At 62.7% G+C, this 21,718-nt stretch carries 17 protein-coding genes; 4 read left to right on the top strand and 13 right to left on the bottom strand.

The genetic code is table 11. The annotated features are described in order from the left end of the window. Window positions 1-168 precede the first annotated feature (168 nt). Window positions 169-582 (top strand): NUDIX hydrolase, encoded by a 414-nt coding sequence (locus tag KU43P_RS21500; protein WP_317659444.1) that lies wholly within the window; start codon window positions 169-171, stop codon window positions 580-582. Here KU43P_RS21500 and metR read toward each other — a convergent pair. Further along, window positions 566-1,483 carry a transcriptional regulator MetR gene (gene metR / locus KU43P_RS21495; RefSeq protein WP_016395669.1) on the bottom strand — a complete coding sequence of 306 codons (918 nt, stop codon included), beginning with the start codon at window positions 1,481-1,483 and terminating at the stop codon, window positions 566-568. The two genes, KU43P_RS21500 and metR, sit on opposite strands and share 17 nt — an antisense overlap. A 196-nt stretch (window positions 1,484-1,679) precedes the next feature. On the opposite strand from metR, the gene KU43P_RS21490 reads away from it, so the two are divergent. Further along, window positions 1,680-2,675 carry an alpha/beta fold hydrolase gene (locus KU43P_RS21490; protein ID WP_317659442.1) on the top strand — a complete coding sequence of 332 codons (996 nt, stop codon included), beginning with the start codon at window positions 1,680-1,682 and terminating at the stop codon, window positions 2,673-2,675. A gap of 41 nt (window positions 2,676-2,716) precedes the next feature. On the opposite strand, the gene KU43P_RS21485 is transcribed toward KU43P_RS21490, so the two are convergent. The 6 genes from KU43P_RS21485 to KU43P_RS21460 form a co-directional block, all read right to left on the bottom strand. Then, window positions 2,717-4,045 (bottom strand): sigma-54-dependent transcriptional regulator, encoded by a 1,329-nt coding sequence (locus tag KU43P_RS21485; RefSeq protein WP_317659441.1) that lies wholly within the window; start codon window positions 4,043-4,045, stop codon window positions 2,717-2,719. Then, complete coding sequence (locus KU43P_RS21480; protein WP_317659440.1) at window positions 4,042-5,946, bottom strand: ATP-binding protein; 1,905 nt, start codon at window positions 5,944-5,946, stop codon at window positions 4,042-4,044. Before KU43P_RS21480 ends, KU43P_RS21485 begins: the two co-directional genes overlap by 4 nt. Before the next feature lie 69 nt (window positions 5,947-6,015). Continuing rightward, window positions 6,016-6,750, bottom strand: a complete 735-nt coding sequence (locus KU43P_RS21475) for an amino acid ABC transporter ATP-binding protein (RefSeq protein ID WP_317659439.1) — start codon at window positions 6,748-6,750, stop codon at window positions 6,016-6,018. After that, on the bottom strand, window positions 6,747-7,418 hold the full coding sequence (locus KU43P_RS21470; protein WP_317659438.1) for an amino acid ABC transporter permease: 672 nt from the start codon (window positions 7,416-7,418) through the stop codon (window positions 6,747-6,749). Before KU43P_RS21470 ends, KU43P_RS21475 begins: the two co-directional genes overlap by 4 nt. After that, a complete protein-coding gene (locus KU43P_RS21465) occupies window positions 7,419-8,165 on the bottom strand; it encodes an amino acid ABC transporter permease (protein WP_023379010.1) in 747 nt (248 codons plus the stop codon). It abuts the gene before it with no gap. A gap of 142 nt (window positions 8,166-8,307) precedes the next feature. After that, entirely contained in the window at window positions 8,308-9,225 is a 918-nt protein-coding gene (locus KU43P_RS21460; RefSeq protein ID WP_317659437.1) for a glutamate/aspartate ABC transporter substrate-binding protein, read from the bottom strand. 328 nt (window positions 9,226-9,553) lie between these two features. Here KU43P_RS21460 and KU43P_RS21455 point away from each other — a divergent pair, with 328 nt between their 5' ends. Beyond that, a complete protein-coding gene (locus KU43P_RS21455; RefSeq protein WP_317659436.1) occupies window positions 9,554-13,450 on the top strand; it encodes an NEL-type E3 ubiquitin ligase domain-containing protein in 3,897 nt (1,298 codons plus the stop codon). Between the two features lie 36 nt (window positions 13,451-13,486). On the opposite strand, the gene glpD is transcribed toward KU43P_RS21455, so the two are convergent. The 4 genes from glpD to KU43P_RS21435 form a co-directional block, all read right to left on the bottom strand. Continuing rightward, window positions 13,487-15,016 carry a glycerol-3-phosphate dehydrogenase gene (glpD, locus tag KU43P_RS21450; RefSeq protein ID WP_317659434.1) on the bottom strand — a complete coding sequence of 510 codons (1,530 nt, stop codon included), beginning with the start codon at window positions 15,014-15,016 and terminating at the stop codon, window positions 13,487-13,489. 224 nt (window positions 15,017-15,240) lie between these two features. Then, window positions 15,241-15,996 carry a DNA-binding transcriptional repressor GlpR gene (gene glpR, locus KU43P_RS21445; protein ID WP_317659432.1) on the bottom strand — a complete coding sequence of 252 codons (756 nt, stop codon included), beginning with the start codon at window positions 15,994-15,996 and terminating at the stop codon, window positions 15,241-15,243. A 168-nt stretch (window positions 15,997-16,164) separates the two neighbouring features. Continuing rightward, window positions 16,165-17,664 (bottom strand): glycerol kinase GlpK, encoded by a 1,500-nt coding sequence (gene glpK, locus KU43P_RS21440; protein WP_317659431.1) that lies wholly within the window; start codon window positions 17,662-17,664, stop codon window positions 16,165-16,167. Between the two features lie 40 nt (window positions 17,665-17,704). Beyond that, the gene (locus tag KU43P_RS21435) at window positions 17,705-18,556 is read right to left on the bottom strand and encodes an MIP/aquaporin family protein (protein ID WP_317659429.1); all 852 of its coding nucleotides are present in this window, start codon (window positions 18,554-18,556) and stop codon (window positions 17,705-17,707) included. Window positions 18,557-18,858: 302 nt separating this feature from the next. Here KU43P_RS21435 and ybaK point away from each other — a divergent pair, with 302 nt between their 5' ends. After that, window positions 18,859-19,329, top strand: coding sequence for a Cys-tRNA(Pro) deacylase (ybaK, locus tag KU43P_RS21430; protein WP_317659428.1), 471 nt, complete (start codon window positions 18,859-18,861; stop codon window positions 19,327-19,329). A 39-nt stretch (window positions 19,330-19,368) separates the two neighbouring features. On the opposite strand, the gene KU43P_RS21425 is transcribed toward ybaK, so the two are convergent. Both KU43P_RS21425 and argF read right to left on the bottom strand, forming a co-directional pair. Next, window positions 19,369-20,478 carry an ABC transporter ATP-binding protein gene (locus KU43P_RS21425; RefSeq protein ID WP_317659426.1) on the bottom strand — a complete coding sequence of 370 codons (1,110 nt, stop codon included), beginning with the start codon at window positions 20,476-20,478 and terminating at the stop codon, window positions 19,369-19,371. Then, window positions 20,475-21,395, bottom strand: coding sequence for an ornithine carbamoyltransferase (gene argF, locus KU43P_RS21420; protein ID WP_317659424.1), 921 nt, complete (start codon window positions 21,393-21,395; stop codon window positions 20,475-20,477). Before argF ends, KU43P_RS21425 begins: the two co-directional genes overlap by 4 nt. Window positions 21,396-21,718: the final 323 nt, after the last annotated feature.

Below are 21,718 nucleotides of genomic sequence, written 5' to 3'. Positions count from 1 at the left end.
CCCTATCGCCGGCAAGCCGGCTCCCACAGGTGCTGCACAATCTTCAAGTTTTGTGGGGGCGCTTGTGGGAGCCGGCTGGCCGGCGATAGGGCCGGTAAAGTCAGCACTGTCCTTGTCAGGCCCCGGAGCCCATGGGATCCTCCCTGCCTTTGTCCGCGAGCCTATTCCATGCCCAACATCATCCGCATCGCCGCCGCCCTGTTGATCGACCCCCAAGGCCGGACCTTGCTGGTGCGCAAACGCGGCACCCAGGCGTTCATGCAGCCAGGCGGCAAGATCGATGCCGGCGAGTCGGCGGTCGCCGCCCTGGTGCGCGAACTGCACGAGGAACTGGGCCTGCACATCGACCCGGCGCAGGCCATCGCGCTGGGCCAGTTCAGTGCCCCGGCCGCCAACGAACCAGGTTTCGAGGTGCAAGCGCAACTGTTTCGGGTCGACTGCGCCGAGGCCGTGACGCCTGCGGCGGAAATCGAAGAAGTGGTGTGGCTGACCGCTGATCAGTCGCCTGAACTGCAGCTGGCGCCGCTGACCCGCGACCTGATCCTGCCGCTGTATCGCCAGGCGCTCAGCGCACCGCGCTGACCCCATCGAGGGTGGCGAACGAGGTGTCCTTGGCCGTCAGCAGGAAGTCGCGCATGTACGGTGCATCCAGCATGTCGGTACGCACCGCCGCATAAAGGGTGGCGAACAGCCCTTTTTCGCCCAGGCGCTTGCCTTTCACATAACCGCGGGAGCTGTACTCGTGCAGCGCCCAGTGGGGCATGCCGCAAACGCCACGGCCGCTGGCCACCAGCTGCATCATCATCACCGTCAGCTCCGAGGTACGCACGGCCGCCGGTTCGATATCGGCCGGCTCCAGAAAACGGGTGAAGATATCCAGGCGATCACGTTCCACCGGGTAGGTGATCAAGGTTTGGTCGATGAGATCCTGGGGCACCATGTACGGCTTGCTCGCCAGCGGGTGCTGGTTGGCCACGGCCAGCATGGCTTCGTAGGTGAACAGCGGCACGTAGGTGATGCCGGCGAGGTCGACCGGGTCGGAGGTCACCACCAGGTCAAGGTCGCCACGGGCCAGGGCTGGCAGGGGGGCGAAGGCGAACCCCGAGGCCAGGTCCAGCTCCACTTCAGGCCAGGCATCGCGGAACTGGTCGATGGTCGGCATCAGCCATTGGAAGCAGCTGTGGCATTCGATGGCCATGTGCAGGCGCCCTGCGGTACCGCCGGCCAGCCGGGCGATGTCGCGCTCGGCACCGCGCAGCAGCGGTAGGGTGGCGTCGGCCAGTTGAAGTAGGCGCAGGCCGGCGCTGGTGAAGCGAATCGGCTTGGTCTTGCGCACGAACAGGGGTAACCCCAGGCGCTCTTCCAGCTCCTTGAACTGGTGCGACAGCGCCGATTGTGTCAGGTGCAGACGTTCGGCAGCCTCCACCAGGCTGTCAGCCTCGCGCAGGGCATGAAGGGTTTTCAGGTGGCGGATCTCCAGCACGGCTGACTCCGAGAGAAAAGTTTGAGTAAAAGCGGATTGAGTTGAGTTTCCCTCATGTTGGCCCTCGCTGTCGACTGAACCTTGGATCAACCGCTCGGCAGGGTTCATGAAACTGTCACCGAACTGTGGCAGCGCGCTTGAATGAAAGTCATCAGACTCGCGCTCTACTGGGGATCTGCATTCTGGTGTTTCTTTCATGCGGGCTTTTCTGCTTTTTTTCTTCTTCCTTGTCAGCGTGCCGGCGAGCTTCGCCGACCAGCGTTGCGACGCACACGTGGCGGTTCAACGGGCTGAGCTGGGTGACCTGAGCCTGGTGTACCAAAGCGTCGGTGCGCCGCGGGATCCGGCGCTGCTGCTGGTCATGGGGCTCGGTGGCCAGCTCATCCACTGGCCGGATGATGTGGTCGAGGCACTGTGCCGCCAGGGCTTTCGGGTCATTCGCTACGACAATCGCGATGTCGGCCTGTCGCGCTGGAATCAGCTCCCACCCACCGCCAACCTGACAGTCGAGCTGCTGCGCTACAAGTTGGGCTTGCCGGTTGCCGCGCCCTATACACTGACCGACATGGCCGGTGACGGCCTGCGCCTGATGGACTCACTGGGCATACGCCAATTCCATGTCCTGGGTGTCAGCATGGGCGGCATGATTGCCCAGCACCTGGCGGCGATGGCGCCGGAACGGGTGCGTAGCCTGACGCTGGTGATGTCCAGCTCTGGCGCGGCGGGCCTGCCGGCGCCCGACCCGGCCCTGGTGCAGTTGCTGGCCCGGCGCAGTGCGCCGAATCGCGAGGTCGCCATCGAACAGCAGGCCGATTTGCTGGCGGCACTGGGCAGCCCGCAGGTACGTGACGATCGGGCGGTTTTGTTGCAGCAGGCGGCAGTGGCCTACGACCGGGCGTTCAACCCCGATGGCGCCAAGCGCCAGATCATGGCGATCCTGGCCGAGCCCAGCCGGGTCGAGCTGCTCAACAAGCTGCGCGTGCCCACGCTGGTCGTGCATGGCACGTCCGATCCATTGTTGCCGGTGATGCATGGGGTGCACCTGGCGGCGCATATTCAAGGTAGCCAGCTGAAGTTGATTCCGGGGCTGGCGCACCGCTTCCAGGAGCCCTTCAAGGCGCCATTGCTGGGGGCAGTGCTCCCTTACCTGCAGTCCCACCGGCAGGACATGACGCATATCGCTGGCCTTTAGCTAAGCGCGGCATGCCAATCCTTGCATGACTCCTGTGGGGCTCAGCCAAGCCCGTACTTTTTCACCTTGTCGAACAGCGTGGTCTTGGCCATGCCCAGTTCCTGGCTGGCCTGGCTGAGATTGCCGCCGGTACGCTGCAGGGCGTCACTGAGCAGGTTGCGCTCGAACGCCTCCACCGCCTCGGCAAACCCCAGCCCTTGGCTGGCGCCACCGCTCGGCCCCTTCTTGAAGGCCGGCAAGCCCAGGGCGAAGCGCTCGGCGACGTTGCGCAACTCGCGCACATTACCCGGCCAGTCGTGGGACATCAGGCGCGACAGGGTCTGGCTGTCGAGCTGTGGCAGCTCCCGATCGAAGCGCAATGCCGATTGCTGCAGGAAGTGCTCGAACAACTGGCGAATGTCTTCGCGGCGCTCGCGCAGCGGCGGCAACTCCAGGGTGACCACGTTCAGCCGGTAGTAAAGGTCACTGCGGAACTGGCCGCTCTGGCCCAGGGTGGCCAGGTCGGCCTTGGTCGCGGCAATCACTCGGCAGTCCACCGGGATGCTCTGGTTCGAGCCCAGGCGCTCCAGGGTGCGTTCCTGCAACACGCGCAGCAGCTTGATCTGCAAGTTGATCGGCATGCTCTCGACCTCGTCGAGAAACAGCGTACCGCCATTGGCATGCTCGATCTTGCCGATGCGACGTTTACCGGCACCGGTAAAGGCGTTGGCCTCGTGGCCGAAGATTTCGCTCTCGAACAGGTTCTCCGGCAGGCCGCCGCAGTTCAGCGCTACGAAGGGCTGCCCATGGCGTCGGCTGAAATCGTGCAGGCACCGAGCAACCAGCTCCTTACCCGTGCCGGTTTCGCCCTCGATCAGCACGTTGGCCGAAGTGTCGGCCACGTTGGCGATCAGTTCGCGCAAATGCTCCATGGCCGGCGAACGGCCAATAATGCGCCCCTCCAGGCTGTTCTGTTCGGCCAACTGGCGGCGTAGGGCGGACACCTCGCGTGACAGCCCGCGCTGCTCCAGCGCGCGCCGAACCACCTCGACCAGTCGCTCGGGCGAGAAGGGTTTCTCCATGAAGTCGTAGGCGCCATTGCGCATGGCGCCCACGGCCATGTCGATATCGCCGTGACCGGTGATCAGCACCACCGGCAGGCTGCGGTCACGCGCCTTGAGGCGGTTGAGCAGTTCAAGGCCGTCGATGCCGGGCAGACGAATATCACTGACCACGATACCGGCGAAGTCCTCACCGATACGTTCCAGGGCCTGCTCGGCGCTGCCGACCCCTTCGCAGGCGATGTCTTCCAGGGCCAGGGCTTGCTGGCAGCCGAGCAGCACATGAGGGTCGTCTTCGACGATCAATACGGTAAGAGGCGCTGGGTTCATGGTTGCTCTGCCGTTTCGCTAGGGGGCGTGACCAGGGGCAGGGCAAGGACGAAGGCCGTACCGCCATTGGCGGGGTGCTCGACGTTCAGGCTGCCCTTGGCGGCGGCGGCAAGGCTCGCCGACAGGGTCAGGCCCAGGCCCAGGCCGTGTTCGCCGGGTTTGGTGGTGAAGAAGGGTTCGAACAGGTGTTTGCGTGCTTCGGCGTCAATGCCGTGGCCATTGTCGCGTACCCGCAGGCGGTATTTGTCGCCCTGCAGCTCGCCTTCAAGCCACAGCTCAGGCAGCGGTTGGGCAGCCATGGCATCAAGGGCATTGCCGATCAGGTTGACCAGGATCTGCTCCAGGCGCGTCTGGTCGATGGCCAGTTGATGGTCGTCGAACTGGCTGTGCAACTGCAAGTGGCAGGCGCTGATGCGGTTGGCCAGCACCTGCAGGGTGGCCTCGACCGCCTTGGCCAGCGATGCCTGGCCGCGGTCGTCGCCGCGCCGGGCAAAGGAGCGCAGACTGGCGGTGATGCGGCCCATACGGTCGATGAGATCGTTCATGGTGCGCAGGTTGGTGCTGGCGGTTTCCAGTGCGCCGCGCTCGAGAAAGCGCACGGTGTTGCCGGACAAGGTGCGTAGCGCCGCGAGCGGCTGGTTGAGTTCGTGGGCAATGCTGGTGGACATCTGCCCGATGGCTGCCAGCTTGCCGGCCTGCACCAGCTCGTCCTGGGCGTGGCGCAATGTTTGTTCGGCGTGACGGCGCTCGCGGATCTGGCCCTTGAGGCGCTCGTTGCTGGCACGCAAGTCGGCGGTGCGATCGGCGATGCGTCGCTCCAGCTGACTGTTGGCTTCTTCCAGCGCTTCGCGGGCCGCCAATCGCGTGGCGATCACCTTGCGCCGCTCGTTCCAGGCGATGCCCAGAATTGCCAGCAAGGCGAACGCCACGGCCACCAGGATGCCTTGCACCATCGATTCGCGACGCAAGTCCTGCAAAGGGGTGAGCAGGGTGAAATGCCATGGCGTGTCGACCAGACGTCGGGTCTGTGCCAGATAGGCCACCTCATGGGGCTTGCCCTGGGCCGTTTCGCTGTTCGCCGGGAAGGTGAGTTTCTCTACACCGTCGGCCAGGGTTTCGCGGGCCAGCGGCTGCAGTTCGTTCAACGGCCACCAGTAGTACTGCAGGCTGCGTGCCAGGCGTTCCTTGATTTGCGGGGTCAGCGGGCGTACCGATTTCAGCCGCCGCGCCGGGTCGCTGGACAGGATGATGATGCCATTCTCGTCGCTGACGAAGGCTTCCAGGCGGGCCCGTTGCCAGCGCTCTTCCAGGGTGTCCAGGCGCACTTTGATCACCGCCACGCCGATGATCTTGCCATGTTCTTCCAGGCCGTGGGCCAGGTAATAGCCGGCTTCGCCGGTGGTGCTGCCGATGCCGTAGAAACGCCCGGGTTCACCGCGCACGGCGTTCTGGAAATAGGCACGGAACGACAGGTCCTCGCCGAGGAACGAGTCGGCATCGCGCCAGTTGCTGCTGGCCTGCACCCGGCCATTGGTGTCGAGCACGAAGATCGCTCGGCTGCGGCTGCGGCGGTTGAGGCCTTCAAGGTATTCGTTGACGGTTTGCCGGTTGGCGCCGTCGGGGTCGGTCAGCAACTGCGAGACGCTGTCTTCCAGCTCCAGCAAGCTCGGCAGGTAGGTGTACTTGCTGATTTCGCTTTCCACCGTGCGCGCGTGCAGCTCCAGCTGGCGTTCGCCGTTTTCGCTGAGGGTGCGGATACCGTTGCTCTCGCTGATCAGAAAGCCGGCCAGGCCCAGGCCGACCATCAGCAGGATGACCAGGGGCGGTAGCAGCAATTGACGGATCAGGCGGGATTTCACGGCAGGCTTGGCAGGGCGAAGAAGCGAGGGGTCGCATTTCATCACAGTGGCCTTGTCACGGCCAGCATCCGCTGCCCCGGGAGGCCAGGAGCAGCGGAGACTGTGGCCGACTTAGTGTTGCAGGATCTTGCTGAGGAAGTGCTGGGTACGTTGGTCGCGAGCGCTCTGGTCACCGAAGAACTCTTCTTTGGTGCAGTCTTCGATGATGCTGCCCTTGTCCATGAAGATGACCCGGTTGGCGACCTTGCGGGCAAAGCCCATTTCGTGGGTCACGCACATCATGGTCATACCTTCGTGAGCCAGTTGCACCATCACGTCCAGCACCTCGCTGACCATTTCCGGGTCCAGCGCCGAGGTAGGTTCGTCGAACAGCATGACGATCGGGTCCATTGCCAGCGCGCGGGCGATCGCCACACGCTGCTGCTGGCCACCGGAAAGTTGGCCAGGGTGCTTTTTGGCATGGGCGCTGAGGCCGACGCGCTCGAGCAGGGCCAGGCCCTTCTTGGTGGCTTCCGCTTCGCTGCGGCCCAAGACCTTGCGCTGGGCGATGGTCAGGTTCTCGGTGATGGTCAGGTGCGGGAACAGCTCGAAGTGCTGGAACACCATGCCCACCCGCGAGCGCAGCTTCGGCAGGTTGGTCTTCGGGTCGGCGATCGAGGTGCCGTCAACCACGATGTCGCCCTTCTGGAAGGGTTCGAGGGCGTTGACGCACTTGATCAGGGTGGACTTGCCCGAGCCCGACGGGCCGCAGACCACCACCACTTCACCCTTCTGGACCTCGGTGCTGCAGTCGGTCAGTACCTGGAAGTCGCCGTACCACTTGTTGACGTTCTTGATGGAAATCATACGGTGATCCTTTTTTGCAGGCGCTTGACCAGCCACGAAGCGGAGAAGCTGATGAGGAAGTAGACGACCCCGGCGAAGATCAGGAACTCATGGGAGCGCCCGATGATGTCGCCGTTGGAACGTGCCGAGTTGAGGAAGTCCACCAGGCCCACGGTGTACACCAGCGAGGTGTCCTGGAACAGGATGATGCTCTGCTGCAGCAGCAGCGGAGTCATCTTGCGGAAGGCCTGGGGCAGGATGATCAGGCGCATGGTCTGCGCGTAGTTCATGCCCAGCGCTTGCGCGGCGCCCATCTGCCCCTTGGAGATCGACTGCACACCGGCACGCACGATTTCGCAGAAATACGCGGCCTCGAACATCATGAAAGCGACCACGCAGGAGGTGAACGCGCCCACCGGGGTGTCCTCGCCGGTGATCCAGCGCAGCACGAACGGAACCGCCAGGTAGAACCAGGTGATCACCAACAGCAGCGGGATCGACCGGAAGTAGTTGACGTAGGCACCGGCCAGCCGCGACAGCAGCTTGCTCGACGACAGGCGCATCAGCGCCAGGATGGTGCCCAGCACGATACCGCCGACCACGCCCATGACCATCAGCTTGAGGGTCATCAGCATGCCTTCCCAGAGGGCAGGCAGGGCCGGGATGATTTCGCTGAAATCCATGTCCATTTATTTGCCCCCCACTGAAATCAGGCCAGGCACGGCGACTTTCTTCTCGACCATGCGCATGAGCAGCATCAGGCCCATGTTCAGGGTGAAGTAGATCAGTGTGGCCAGGGTGAACGCCTCGAACAGGTTGGCGGAGAATTCGGCAGTCTGCTTGGTCTGCGCCAGCAGCTCCATCAGGCCGATCAGCGATGCCACCGAGGAGTTCTTGAACACGTTGAGGAACTCGGAGGTAAGCGGCGGAATGATGATCCGGTAGGCCTGTGGCAGCAGCACGTTGTTGTAGATCTGCGGCAGGCTGAAGCCCATGGCGCGGGCGGCGGCTTCCTGGCCCCGCGGCAGCGCCTGGATACCGGTGCGCACCTGTTCGCAGACGCGGGCAGCGGTGAACAGACCCAGGCAGATGACCACGCTGATCAACGCCGAAGTCGTCGGGTTGAGGTCCTGCTTGAACCATTCCTGAAGGCCTTCGGGCAGCAGGTCCGGTACCAGGAAGTACCAGATGAACAGCTGCACCAGCAGCGGCACGTTGCGGAACAGTTCCACATAGGCGGTGGCGATACCCGACACCAGGCGGTTCGGCACGGTACGCATGACGCCGAGCACAGAGCCCAGCAGCAGCGCGATGATCCAGGCGGAGATGGCGATGGCGATGGTCCAGCCCAGGCCGGTGATGTACCAGTCCAGATAGGTTTCGCTGCCCACGCCGGTGGACTTGAAGAACACGCCCCAGTCCCAGTTGTAATTCATCGGGATTTCCCCTCAGACGGTTGTTTCACGGGCACCTTCGAGCATCCAAGGGCGGCATGCGCCCTCGGATGAAAGGTTAGACACTAATGAGTGGCCTGCAGTATTGATTCGTGCGCTTGCGCACCAGGCCACTATCTGAGGATCAGGACTTCTTCTCGTCCGCGGCCTTGTCGGTCGGCTCGGCGATCAGTTTTTTCAGCTCGTCGCTCATCGGGAAATTCAGGTTCAGGCCTTTTGGCGGAATCGGCTGCTGGAACCACTTGTCGTAGCTCTTGTTGACTTCGCCCGACTTGAAGTAGGCCACGATGGCGTCGTCGACCGCCTTCTTGAACGCTGCATCATCCTTGCGCACCATGCAGCCGTAGATTTCGTACGACTGTGGGGTGCCGGTGATGACCCAGTCGCTCGGCTTGCGGGCCTTGGCCATTTCACCGGCGAGCAGGGCGTCGTCCATCATGAAGGCCACGGCGCGGCCGCTTTCGAGCATGTTGAAGGCTTCACCGTGGTCCTTGGCGGAAATCACGTTCATCTTCATCTGCTTGTCGGCGTTCATCGCCTTGAGGATGCGCTCGGAGGTGGTGCCGGCGGTAGTCACCACGTTCTTGCCGGCCAGGTCAGGGAAGTCCTTGTAGGAAGGCTGACCGTCCTTGACCTTGGTCAGCAGGCGGGTACCGACTTCGAAGATGCCCACCGAGAAGCCGACCTGTTGCTGGCGCTCGACGTTGTTGGTGGTGGAGCCGCACTCCAGGTCGACGGTGCCGTTCTGCACCAGCGGGATGCGGGTTTGCGAGGTGACCAGGTTGTATCGGACCTTGATGTCCGTACCCAGTTGCTTCTTCAGGGCCTCGACGACAGCCAGCTGGATGTCATGCGAGTAGCCCACGGGCTCGGGCTTGCCGGCCAGGTAGGAAAATGGAATGGAGGAGTCGCGGTGCCCCAGGGTGATGGTGCCCGAATCCTTGATCTTCTTCAGGGTGCCGGTCAGCTCCTCGGCCATGGCCGGCGAAGCGATGACTGCAGCCGCGATGGCGGCGCCCAGCAATTGACGAACGATACGCATCAAATTTTCCTCGACGTGTTTGTTTTTTTTATGGAGCCGTTGGCGGACTCTTTCGTTCAACGAATACAGCATGAAGCGGTGTGCATTCGGCTTCCAAGTGTAGAGCATGACTCGTGCCAAGGTCCGGTATCGATCATAACCCCCCGAAAATACTAGGGCTGAAGGAATTGTGATGTTTTTGCAACTGAACAGTGCGACGGACTTCCGAATGAATTGCATTTCTCTCGTTCGGAAATCCGAATGAGTGACCGTTGAAGTGGCAGTTAACTAATACCCTTGCTTTGGCGCTCTGCGTTGAGCTGGCCTCCCATCCTCAGGAGTGCCCGTCATGACTTTTCCCTCCGACTCGGTCGATGCGCTTATCGCTCGTCAACTGCCTGCTTGGCTGACTTCAGCCCAGCCGGAACACTTGCGCAAGTTGCACAGGGCGCTGAGCCAACAGCAGGAGTGCGCCGAACAGCTCAAGCGAATCTTCGCGCGCCTTCCTGCGCTCGACCAGTTCGCCATGCCCTTGCTCGATCAGGCGTTGCGCGACATAGGAGTCGAAGTACCTGATGTACGACGCATGCAGGTGCGTATCACTCAGGAGCTCGCGCTGTCCACGGCTGCGCCGCGCTTGCCAGTGCCCACCCAGACGTTCAGATCCCGGCAGAGCCTGCTGGCCGCGGCGCTGCACAATTTCCATGCCGATGACACACAACCCATGTTGCGGCGACAGGCGATATTGGTGGATGCACAAGGCCAACCGCTGTCGCTCGACTTTCAGTCATTCGCACGCTGCTGCAGGCAACTGGATCTCGGCGGTCGCTATCAGACGCTGATCGGTCAGGTGTTACAGCCCAAGGATCGGCCCGGCAGCCCGAAAGGCATGGCTGGCGCAAGCATCGAGCGACTGATGGAAACCAATCTGCGTTTGCAGCTGGAAGCCGCCGTGCGCCTGGCTGCGTTGAAAGGAGTGCTGAGCCATGCCACTTACCTGCAGCTGCTTCCACTGATCGCCGCCGCGCCCACCGTGCCAGCGCTTCCAGGGCGGGTGACTGCATATCATCTGAATCTGCTGGGCAAGCCGATTGTTGGGGCGCTGGCTCTGGGGATACACGCGGCGCAGGCCGACACACCGAGCTGCATCGTCTTGTGGTTGCCACAGGATCCGCTAGCAACCTTGTCCCAGCATGCCAGCTGGGAGGACCTGCAGGCTGCCCTGGTGCAGCGCTTACGGGGCAGCGGGTACCGGCGCTACTTTGCACGCTTTGTCCGTGAACGGGACCGGCCAGCCTTCGACCTCAACCTTGGCGTGCAGCTGGGCGTGGAGAGGGCCGAGCTGGATATCCGCCACTTTGCCATCGAGTCAGAGGTTTTTGCCTGTTTGCGTAGCCGTCAGATCGACAAGCTTCTGGACGATGCCGGCATGCTGGCGGTGCCCACCGCGCAAGAAGACCTGCTCGAGCGCCATCTTCGCCTGCAAGCGATGGCGGGTGCCGGCCTTGACTTGCTCAACCTGGCGGCATTGTTCGTCCCGGTGTTGGGCGAGGTGATGCTCGCCGTGGCTGCCGTGCAAGTTGCCGATGAAGTCTACGAGGGCTATCGGGACTGGCAACTGGGTGACAGGCAAGGTGCACTCGATCATGCCTTCGGCGTGGCGCTGGGTGTGTCCGAGAGCCTGTTGCTGGGGGGCGCGATGGTGGCGGGCAAGGCGGTGCTCAAACGCATCGAATTCGTCGATGAGCTGGTGCCGGAGCTGCGCGGAGCGAGCCGTTTGAGGCTGGCCCAAGGCGAGACACTCGTGCATGACCTGCGGGATCATGGCCCCCTGTTGCGTCAATGGGATGGCGCGCTGGCCGATGACTCCGATGGTACCGCCGAGGTGTTGCTGCAGAGTACCGGGATGCGCCTGGATCAGTTACGCCGTCTGCATCTGGAAGGTGCGCCTGCACCGGCACGCTTGCTCGACCTTCGCGATCGTTACCTTGCCCTGCGCGAGAACCCAGCGCTGCAGGCGCATGCGCTGGATCTGCACCTTGCCAACCTGCAGGGTGCGCCATCAGCGGAGCAAGCCGTGCTGTTGCGGGATTTCCCTGGCCTGAGCGTGCGGGGTGCAGCAGAAATCCTCGAACAGGCAAGTACTGCCCAGCGTGACAGCCTGCTCGACAATGCGCGGGTGCCCTTGGCCCTGGCGGAGCGGGCGCGCTGGTATGTGCGTGACAGCCGCCTCGATCGCGCCTGTCTGGGGTTGCACATGGCAGAGGCGAGCAATGCCGACACTGCAAGATTGGCCCTGGGACTTACCGGTCCGACTGCGCCGTTACCTGAAGCAGGGGAGCAGATGCGCATCTGGCAGGCCAACCATGCCAGCGAGCATCGTGAACAGGCGGCCGCGCTGCTCGGCATGGCGCCGGTGGGTGCCGGCATTCGTCCGCCAAGACGCTTTGCCGATGGTCGCCTGGGGTACCCGCTCAGTGGGCGCGCCGGGAGCAGCCGTCAGGCAATCCGGCGGGGTATTCAGCAGATCTTTCCGACATTGCAGGATACCGAGCTGGAGGTCTATATGCTCGACCTGATGGGGCGCGATGTGAACCTCTGGGACCACTACCAACAATTGCAAACCCAGCTGTCCAGCCTGCGCGCGGCGCTGGACAGCTGGCAGGAGCAGGGCCGTGGCTTGCGGCAGATGCTCAGGCGGCGCCGCGTGGCGGAGGCCTTGCGACGTTGCTGGCGGCGCAAAGTGGTCAACCTGGCCGATGAGTATGTGCTGTTCATCGATGGCGAGCGCACAGGTGAGCTTCCAGCTCTGCCCGAGGGCGTGGACTACGGCCATGTCAGGCGCATGACGTTGCGCGGCATGGACCTGAGCACACTGGGCAGTGATTTCCTCAACAGATTCGGCAACCTGGTCGAACTCGACCTGCGTGGCAATCAGCTCACTGCGATTCCTCCGGGCCTGGAGAACCTGAGCCAGCTAAGGCTGCTGGACCTCAGCAGCAACCGGATCGTGATGGATGCCGATGGCAATCGACGCCTCGGCGCCTTGACGCACCTGCAAAGCCTGGACCTGAGCTTCAGCCAGTTGGGTGAAACACCCGATGTCTCGAGCCTGATTCATTTGCGTCATCTGCACCTGAGGGCTACGGCACTCGCCGAGCTGCCTGCGCCCAATAGCCTGGGCTGGCAGTCATTGGCCGACTTGCGGGAAAACCATATCCGCCAGATCCGTGAGCATGTCGACAGCCTGCGCTTGCGCGTGCAGCGCCTGCACCTGCATGACAACCCGCTGGACGAGCCCAGCGCCCGGCGCCTGGATCAAGCCCGCGGAAACGTCCACGCCGCCACGAGGGGCAGTGCCGGCTATCGTCACCAGAGCCTGGATGCGAGCGTGCGCGAGATATGGATTGGCAGTGTTCGCGACGACCTGCGTAACGACCGGGAGGCTTTGTGGGACACCTTGCGCGGGGAGCCAGAATCGGCAGACCTGTTCCGCTTTCTCGCCGATTTTGCCGTGTCGGAGGATTTCCAAGAGCATCCGGGCCATTACCGCATGCGCATCTGGCGGTTGCTGGAAGCCTGCGAGCAGCACGAGTCGGTGCGCACTGCATTGTTCAGGGAAGCCGGCGGGCCGCGCACCTGTGACGATCGGCTGCTGCTGATGCTCAGCCAGATGGAAATCAGCGTGCTGGTCCAGCGGGGCATCGACAACGTCGATGTCGCCGATCTCGAACGACGGCTAGTACGGTTGGGTACCACGTTGTTTCGTCTCGACCAGGTCGACCAGGAGGCGGCCCGGCACATTGTCCGCCTGCACGAGCGAGGGGTATCCGGCATCGATGATATCGAGGTACGTCTGTGCTATCGGGTCAAGCTGGCCCCTGCATTGGAGTTGCCGGCGCAGCCCGACACGATGCATTACGAAAGTTTTGCACAGGTGACAAGCAGCGATCTCAAGCGAGCGCTGCGTGCGGTGCAGGCTGCGGAAAATGCGCAGGCAGTCAGTGATTCGCTGGCCGAGCGGCCGTTCTGGCAGAACCACGTGCGCGACCGCGAAAGCCAACGTTTCGAGGCACTGGTGGAGGGTTTCCAACAGCGTCTGGTCGAAGCCGAAAGCGCGGCGAGCACGGGAGGTGAGCAGGCTTATCTGGAGGCTAGCAATGCCTTGATGCATGAACTGCATGCGGCTGAGCGTGAGCTGATCCGGACCCTGGCCCGTGAGGCTTACGAGCGATCCCAACGGTAAATCAAGGTAGCGCCCCGTTTGGGGCGCTACCGTCGATCAGGCGGCGCGATCCTGTGCCTGAAGCCGTTGCAGGTAATCGCGCAGGGTTTGCTGTTCGGCGTCGGTCGTGAACAGGCCCAGCTTGGTCCGGCGCCACAGGATGTCATCGGCGCTGATGGCCCACTCCTCGCTTCGCAGGTAATCCACTTCGCGGCCGAACAGGCCACCGCCGATGCCCTGGCCCAGGTCTTGGGGGCCTTGTACACCTTCGAGCAGGTGCCACACGCGGCTGCCGTAGGTCAACGCCCAGCGTTTGGCGATATCCACGGGCAGCCAGCTGCAACGGGCCAGTACGGCGTCGGCGAGCGCTTGCACGGTGGTCATGTCCTCACCACCCGGCAGCGGTGCGCTGGCGGTCCAGCTGCCGCGCATCTGGGTGAAGTAGGGCTTGAGCTCGTCCATGGCCGATTCGGCCAGTTTGCGGTAGGTGGTCAGCTTGCCGCCGAACACTGACAGCAGCGGTGCCTGGCCCTCGCTGGCGGAGAGCGCCAAGGTGTAGTCGCGGGTAACGGCCGAGGGGTTGTCCGACTCGTCATTGCACAGTGGCCGCACACCGGAATAGGTGTGCAGGATATCGGCCCGGCTCAGCTGATGGTTGAAGTGGGCGTTGACCACCTTGAGCAGGTAGTCGGTTTCCCCTTCGGTGATCGCGACCTTGGCGGGATCACCGCTGTATTCACGGTCGGTGGTGCCGATCAGGGTGAAGCGATCGAGGTAGGGAATGCAGAAGACGATGCGCTGATCTTCATTCTGCAGGATGTAGGCGTGTTCGCCCTCATAGAGTCGCGGAACGATCAGGTGGCTGCCCTGGATCAGGCGGATGCCGTAGGGCGCGTCGAGCTTCAAGTCGTCCTTGATGAAGTTGGCGACCCAAGGGCCGGCAGCGTTGACCAGGGCGCGGGCGTGGATGGTTTGCTGGCTGCCATCTGCATGTTGCAGTTCAACCTGCCACAGGCCATCGACACGCTCGGCGCGCAGGCAGCGGGTGCGCGTCTGGATGTGCGCGCCGCTCTCACGGGCGGCCATGGCATTGAGCACTACCAGGCGGGCGTCGTCGACAGCGCAGTCGGCGTATTCGAAACCGCGGGTGATCGAAGGTTTCAGCGGGTAGCCGGGGCCGAAGCGCAGGCTGCGCGAGGCGCCCAGGCGCTTGCGTTTGCCCAGGTGGTCATACAGGAACAGACCAGCGCGGATCATCCAGGCCGGACGCAGGTGCGGCCGGTGGGGCAGTACGAAGCGCATCGGCTTGACGATATGGGGTGCCTTGGCCAGCAACACTTCGCGCTCGGCCAGTGCCTCGCGCACCAGGCGGAACTCGTAGTGTTCGAGGTAGCGCAGGCCGCCGTGGATCAGCTTGCTGCTGGCCGACGACGTGTGCTGGGCAAGATCGTCCTTTTCGCAAAGAAACACCTTCAGGCCACGACCGGCGGCGTCGGCAGCGATGCCCACGCCATTGATGCCGCCGCCGATCACGGCGAGGTCATAGCAGTCGGCGAGTGGGGGCTGGGACGAAACGGGCTGGGACACGGGCAAGGCCTCCTGGGGCTTTTCACATCGAATGTGAACATTGATGTTCGTTTTCGAAAATACTAGCGCAAGAGAAAGCCGGTCGCCAGTCAGTCTTTATAGAAAAAACTGATCGGATGACAAATAAGTGAACAAAAACGAAAAAAGGAGGGGTAAGGTTTGAGAAGGGCGGTGGGGCGTAAACCGAGCGCCGCCTGCGCGGCGCTCGATCTCAAAAACGCCGCTCAAACCACGTCGAGCCGAATCTTGTACTGGTTCAGCAACTGGCTCAGCGCTGGGGTAGGGGGCTGATCGGTTACCAGGCAATCGACCAGGCTGATCGAGCCCAGGCGCACCATGGCATTACGCCCGAACTTGCTGGAGTCTGCAGCCAGAACCACCTGGCGCGCATTGGCGATGATCGCCTGAGAAACCCGCACTTCCTGGTAGTCGAAATCCAGCAGGCTGCCATCTTCATCGATACCGCTGATGCCGACCAGAGCGAAGTCGACCTTGAACTGGTTGATGAAATCGACGCTGGCCTGACCCACCACGCCGCCGTCACGGCGCACTGTTCCGCCGGCTACCAGTACCTCGAAGTCATCTTTGGCAGCCAGGATCGCGGCCACGTGCAGATTGTTGGTGATGACCTTGAGGTGGTTGTGGTTGAGCAGGGCGCGAGCGATGGACTCGGTGGTGGTTCCGATGTTGATGAACACCGACGCATGGTCGGGAATCTGCCTGGCCACGGCTTCGGCAATGCGCTGTTTCTCGTCGCGCATCTGGTCGGCGCGCATGGCGTAGGCGGTGTTCTCGATGCTCGAGTCGTAGGCCGCGCCACCGTGGTACCGGCGTAGCAGGTTGAGTTCGGCGAGCTGATTGATATCGCGGCGAATGGTTTGCGGGGTGACGATGAAAAGCTGCGCCATTTCCTCGATGCTGACGTAGCCGCGTTCGCGCACCAGCTCGAGAATTTGTTGTTGGCGTGGGGGCAGATTCATGGGCGGTCCTTTGGGGCAGCCGGACAAATTCTGCAATGATGCCGCAGGAAGGGGATGACGGCCAGTGGGCTATTGGGGCCGTCATGCGGCCCATCGCCGGCAAGCCGGCTCCCACAGGTTGCGTGGGAGCCGGCTGGTCGGCGATGAGGCCACAAGCCTCACATCACATCAGGCCTCGTGATCTTCCCAGTCACGAGTACGATCGACTGCCTTGCGCCAGCCTGCGTACAGTTTTTCCTTCTGCGACTCGTCCAGCTGCGGGCTGAACTCGCGCTCGATGATCGCCTTGTCGCGCAGCTCGTCCAGGCCGCTCCAGAAGCCACAGGCCAGGCCCGCCAGGTAGGCCGCGCCAAGGGCCGTGGTTTCGCGCATTTGCGGGCGCTCGACACAGGTGCCGAGAATGTCGGCCTGGAACTGCATGAGGAAGTTGTTAGCCACCGCACCACCATCCACACGCAACTCGGACAGGCGCTGGCCACAATCCTGTTGCATGGCATCGAGCACGTCGCGGGTCTGGTAGGCGATGGACTCCAGCGCAGCGCGGATGATGTGGTCGACCTTCACGCCACGGGTCAGGCCGAACAGGGCGCCACGCGCATACGGGTCCCAGTACGGTGCGCCGAGGCCGGTGAAGGCGGGTACCAGGTAAACACCGTTGCTGTCCTTGACCTTGCTGGCGAAATACTCGGTATCCAGAGCGTCGTTGACGATCTTCAGTTCATCGCGCAGCCACTGTACGGTGGAGCCGCCGTTGAACACCGCGCCTTCCAGCGCGTAGGCCACTTCGCCACGAGGGCCGCAGGCGATGGTAGTGAGCAGGCCGTGGGACGACTTCACCGCCTTGTCGCCGGTGTTCATCAGCAGGAAGCAGCCGGTGCCATAGGTGTTCTTGGCCTGACCCGGCTCCACGCACATCTGGCCGAACAGCGCGGACTGCTGGTCACCGGCGATACCGGCGATGGCGATGCCGCTCTTGGTATGGCCATAGACTTCCGACGAGGGCCGCACTTCGGGCAGCATCTGCCGCGGGATGCCAAGGATTTCCAGCAGTTTGTCGTCCCACTGCAGGCTATGGATGTTGAACATCAGTGTGCGTGAGGCGTTGGTGTAGTCGGTCACATGCACCTTGCCGCCGGAGAACTTCCAGATCAGCCAGGTATCGACGGTGCCGAACAGCAGCTCGCCACGTTCGGCACGTTCGCGGGCCCCCTCGACATTGTCCAGGATCCACTTGAGCTTGGTGCCCGAGAAGTACGGGTCGGTGACCAGGCCGGTGGATTCGCGGATGTAGTCTTCGTGCCCGTCACGCTTGAGCTGCGCGCAGATTTCGGTACTACGGCGGCATTGCCAGACAATGGCGTTGTAGACCGGGCGGCCGGTTTCCTTGTCCCACACCACGGTGGTTTCACGCTGGTTGGTAATGCCCAGCGCAGCAACCTGGGCATGGCTGATGCCGGCCTGGGCCAGGGCCTCGACCATGGTTGCGCTCTGGGTGGCGAAGATTTCCATCGGGTCATGCTCGACCCAGCCGGCTTGCGGATAGTGCTGGGCGAACTCGCGCTGGGAGGTGCCGACCACATTGGCGTCGCGGTCGAAAATGATGGCCCGCGAACTGGTCGTGCCCTGGTCCAGGGCGATGATGTAGTTCTTATCCTGGGTGTCTGTCATGGTCGTAGGCCTTGCAAAATGAGGGGGTCAGGGCGCCGCATCAGTTGGCTTGAGTATCGCCCTGGCGATTGTCGTTTGTCTCTGGGTTCACGCTTGCCGCCGCGGGCAGGTTGCGGGCTATCAGGCCGCGATACGTCGCGGCACCCAGGCAAGCGCCGAGGATCGGTGCGAACACCGGAACCAGGAAATAAGGGATGTCCCGACCGCCAGTGAAGGCGATTTCGCCCCAACCGGCCAGGAAGGTCATCAGTTTTGGCCCGAAATCGCGCGCTGGGTTCATCGCGAAACCGGTCAGCGGGCCCATCGCGCTGCCAATCACGGCGATCAGCAAGCCGATCAGCAGCGGCGCCATTGCCCCGCGCGGCAGGCCGTTGTTGTCGTCGGTCAGGGCCATGATCACTGCCATCAGAATGGCAGTGATCACCACTTCGACGAGGAATGCCTGGCCGGTGGACAGCAAAGGATGTGGGTAGGTGGAAAACACCGAGGCCAGTTCCAGGCTCTCGCTGCTGCCACGCAACATGGCATGGGCTTGTTCGAAATCGAAGAACAGGTTGCTGTAGAGGGTGTAGACCAGCGCCGCGCCACAGAACGCACCGCAGACCTGCGCAAGCATGTAGAACGGCAGCTTGCGCTTGTCGAAGCCGGCAAATACGGCAAGCGCGATGCTTACCGCCGGGTTCAGGTGAGCGCCGGAAATCCCGGCGGTGAGGTAGATCGCCATGCTCACACCGACCCCCCAGATGATGCTGATTTCCCAAAGGCCGAAGCTGGCGCCCGCGACCTTGAGGGCGGCGACACAACCGGTACCGAAGAAGATCAGCAACGCTGTGCCGAGGAATTCGGCCAGGCATTGGCTGGACAATGTGGGTTCGCGTAGAGCAGTCGTCATGTATGACCTCGTTTTTTTTGTTGTGAGGCGCGTGGCGCTCGACAGCAAGGCCCGGTGTCTATCCCCGTTGACCCCGGGCGGATATAGGAATGCACCTAAAAAGGGCACCATTTATTCAGAAACGAAAAAATATAGACAAGAAACGCTTATGTCAAAGGTCGAAAGTGAACCATCGGTCACGTTCTGAACGGCCGCTGCCGGGTTGAATCCGCACGCTAGACGTGCGCGTAGGCCATGAGCTGGCTGAGTGGTGGGAATTGTCCTAAAGTAGCCGCCGACCTGTCCCAGACCGGAGCCTTTGCATGACCCCCGCCCTCGACCTGCTGAAAAAAGCCCGCGCCGAACACCGCGTGCACAGTTATGAACATGACCCCAAATCGGCGTCATACGGGCTGGAGGCGGCGGAAAAGCTCGGGCTCGACCCGCAGCAGGTATTCAAGACCTTGTTGGCAAGCAGTGAGAAAGGCGAGTTGCTGGTGGCAGTCGTACCGGTGGTGGGTACGCTGGACCTCAAGGCGCTGGCCCATGCCGCGGGTGTGAAGAAGTGCGAAATGGCCGATCCGGCGGCCGCGCAGCGAGCCACCGGCTACCTGGTAGGCGGCATCAGCCCGCTGGGGCAAAAGAAGCGTCTGCGCACTTTCATCGATGACTCCGCGCAGAATTTTGCAACCATCCATGTCAGCGCTGGGCGGCGAGGCTTGGAGGTCGAATTGGCAGCGACGGTGCTGGCCGAGCAGACTCAGGGCACGTTCGCCGGAATTGGCCGGGGGTAGAAAGCACGAGGGGCTGCATTGCAGCCCCTCGCTAGGTCATCAGGTCGCCGAACTGAAGCGACGAACCCCATTCTCTTGCCGCGGCAATTGTGCCGCGACACTGCCCGGCACCGGGAACAACACCAGGTGGTCGGCCTTGACCGCAATTCCCACTTCCTCACCTACCTGATGGTCGATATGGCTTGGGAAGATCGCTTCCAGCTGGCTGCCGGTCGGCAGTTGCAAGCGGTACAGGGTCGACGCGCCAAGGAAGCTCTTGCCAGCGATGCTGGCGCGCAGAGCACTGTCTGGCGCGTGGACGATGTCGTCAGGACGCAGCAGCACATCTACCGAACTTCCAGGGGCCATGATGTAGGCGCGATTGCCGCGCAGCTCACCCAGCTCGGTATTGACCGCCTCATGGCTACTCATCTGGCCACGGATGAAATAGCCCTGGCCGATGAAGCTGGCAACGAACGGTGTCTGCGGTTCGTGGTAGAGGTTGTAGGGGGTATCCCACTGCTCCAGGCGGCCTTCCTTGAACACGCCCACGTGGTCGCTGACCGCGAAGGCTTCTTCCTGGTCGTGGGTGACCAGGATCGCACTGGTGCCGCGGCTTTTCAGGATGTCGCGGACCTCATGGCTCAGGCGCCGGCGCAGCTCCACGTCCAGGTTGGAAAACGGCTCGTCGAGCAGCAGCAGTTGCGGTTCCGGGGCCAATGCTCGGGCCAGGGCGACACGTTGCTGCTGGCCTCCGGACAATTCGTGCGGGTAGCGCCCTCCGAGGCCGCCGAGCTTGACCAGCTCCAGCATTTCCTCGACCACCTGCGCCTGGCGCGGGTGCTTGGCGATGCCAAAGGCAATGTTCTGTGCCACGGTCAGGTGCGGGAACAGCGCGTAGTCCTGAAACACCATGCCGATCCGGCGCTTTTCGGGTGCCTGGGTGAAGCCGGCGCGGGATATGACTTCGCCGGCCAGCTGTATTTCACCCTCGTGTACCGGCTCGAAGCCGGCGATGGCGCGCAGTGTGGTGGTCTTGCCGCACCCTGAAGACCCCAGCAGGCAACCGATGTCGCCTGCATTGAGGTGCAGGTTGAGGTTCTGGACGATGCGCTGGTCGCCGTAGCCGCAGGCGAGGTTGCGCAGGTTGAGCAGTAGGGGTTGACTCATGCGTGGTGGTAAGCCGGTTCGACAAGGAATTCGAGAAGGGCCTTCTGCGCATGCAGCCGGTTTTCAGCTTGGTCCCAGGCGACCGAACGCGGGTCGTCGAGCAGGTCCTGGCTGATTTCCTCGCCGCGGTGGGCGGGCAGGCAATGCATGAACAGGGCATCGGGTGCCGCCAGGTCGAGCAGTTCGCGGGTGACCTGGTAAGGCGCGAAATGCGCCAGGCGCCGTGCAGTTTCCTCCTCCTGACCCATGGAAGTCCAGACGTCGGTGGTCACCAGGTGGGCGCCACGCACGGCTTCCTTCGGATCACGGATGATCTGTACCCGGTCACCGCCCAGCGCCATGAAGCGTGGATCCGGTTCGTAGCCTTCCGGGCAGGCGATGCGCAGCTGGAAGTCGAACTGGCGGGCGGCTTCGATGTACGAGTTGCACATGTTGAAGCCATCACCTATCCAGGCCACGGTCTTGCCCTGGATCGAGCCACGGTGCTCGACGAAGGTCTGCATGTCGGCCAGCAACTGGCAAGGGTGCGATTCGTCCGACAGGCCGTTGATCACCGGCACCCGCGAGTTGGCGGCGAACTCGGTGAGGGTGCTGTGTGCGTGGGTACGGATCATCACCGCATCGAGCATGCTCGACAGCACGATGGCGCTGTCGCTGATCGGCTCGCCACGGCCCAGCTGGGTGTCGCGCGGGGACAGGAAGATCGCCTGGCCACCGAGCTGAATCATGCCAGCCTCGAACGACACGCGGGTACGGGTCGAGGACTTCTCGAAGATCATGCCCAGTACGCGGTTCTTCAGCGGCTCGAACAGCACGCCTCGCTTGCGTAGGTCCTTCAGCTCGATGCCGCGGCGGATCACACCGAGCAATTCGTCGGTGGTGAAGTCCAGCAGGGAGAGAAAGTGCCTAGCGCTCATGATTGACTACCTTATCTGCAACGAAATGCAGGTCGACCGTATGGTTTTTTTTGACAACGGGAGTGACCTGCGGCGTAAGCCGCACGGGGCGGACGAAATAGGGAAAGGCGCAATACTATAATTAAATGTCGCCTAAAACCAAGAGGGGAAACAGCGGCTCTGTTGCAAAGGGTGTATCAACCCGTTGAGCGTGTGCTGTTTTTTATTTGCTACAGGGTTTGTACACGGCTTGCTGGCAATTTGGCAAATGGCTTTGCCCAGGGCTGGCGCGAATCGTCTGCCTGATGTCGCAGGATTCACATCACGAAGCTGGGTGGAAGAGG

The sequence above is a fragment of the Pseudomonas sp. KU43P genome (genome assembly GCF_033095865.1).
Classification (GTDB): domain Bacteria; phylum Pseudomonadota; class Gammaproteobacteria; order Pseudomonadales; family Pseudomonadaceae; genus Aquipseudomonas.
This window is presented reverse-complemented; position numbering and strand designations above follow the sequence as displayed.

Excerpts from the sequence above, each read along its gene's own strand:
- KU43P_RS21500 (WP_317659444.1), top strand. The coding sequence starts at position 169 with ATGCCCAACATCATCCGCATCGCCGCCGCCCTGTTGATCGACCCCCAA.
- KU43P_RS21490 (WP_317659442.1), top strand. The coding sequence starts at position 1,680 with ATGCGGGCTTTTCTGCTTTTTTTCTTCTTCCTTGTCAGCGTGCCGGCG.
- KU43P_RS21485 (WP_317659441.1), bottom strand. The coding sequence starts at position 4,045 with ATGAACCCAGCGCCTCTTACCGTATTGATCGTCGAAGACGACCCTCAT.
- KU43P_RS21480 (WP_317659440.1), bottom strand. The coding sequence starts at position 5,946 with ATGAAATGCGACCCCTCGCTTCTTCGCCCTGCCAAGCCTGCCGTGAAA.
- KU43P_RS21475 (WP_317659439.1), bottom strand. The coding sequence starts at position 6,750 with ATGATTTCCATCAAGAACGTCAACAAGTGGTACGGCGACTTCCAGGTA.
- KU43P_RS21470 (WP_317659438.1), bottom strand. The coding sequence starts at position 7,418 with ATGGACATGGATTTCAGCGAAATCATCCCGGCCCTGCCTGCCCTCTGG.
- KU43P_RS21465 (WP_023379010.1), bottom strand. The coding sequence starts at position 8,165 with ATGAATTACAACTGGGACTGGGGCGTGTTCTTCAAGTCCACCGGCGTG.
- KU43P_RS21460 (WP_317659437.1), bottom strand. The coding sequence starts at position 9,225 with ATGCGTATCGTTCGTCAATTGCTGGGCGCCGCCATCGCGGCTGCAGTC.
- KU43P_RS21455 (WP_317659436.1), top strand. The coding sequence starts at position 9,554 with ATGACTTTTCCCTCCGACTCGGTCGATGCGCTTATCGCTCGTCAACTG.
- glpR (WP_317659432.1), bottom strand. The coding sequence starts at position 15,996 with ATGAATCTGCCCCCACGCCAACAACAAATTCTCGAGCTGGTGCGCGAA.
- glpK (WP_317659431.1), bottom strand. The coding sequence starts at position 17,664 with ATGACAGACACCCAGGATAAGAACTACATCATCGCCCTGGACCAGGGC.
- KU43P_RS21435 (WP_317659429.1), bottom strand. The coding sequence starts at position 18,556 with ATGACGACTGCTCTACGCGAACCCACATTGTCCAGCCAATGCCTGGCC.
- ybaK (WP_317659428.1), top strand. The coding sequence starts at position 18,859 with ATGACCCCCGCCCTCGACCTGCTGAAAAAAGCCCGCGCCGAACACCGC.
- KU43P_RS21425 (WP_317659426.1), bottom strand. The coding sequence starts at position 20,478 with ATGAGTCAACCCCTACTGCTCAACCTGCGCAACCTCGCCTGCGGCTAC.
- argF (WP_317659424.1), bottom strand. The coding sequence starts at position 21,395 with ATGAGCGCTAGGCACTTTCTCTCCCTGCTGGACTTCACCACCGACGAA.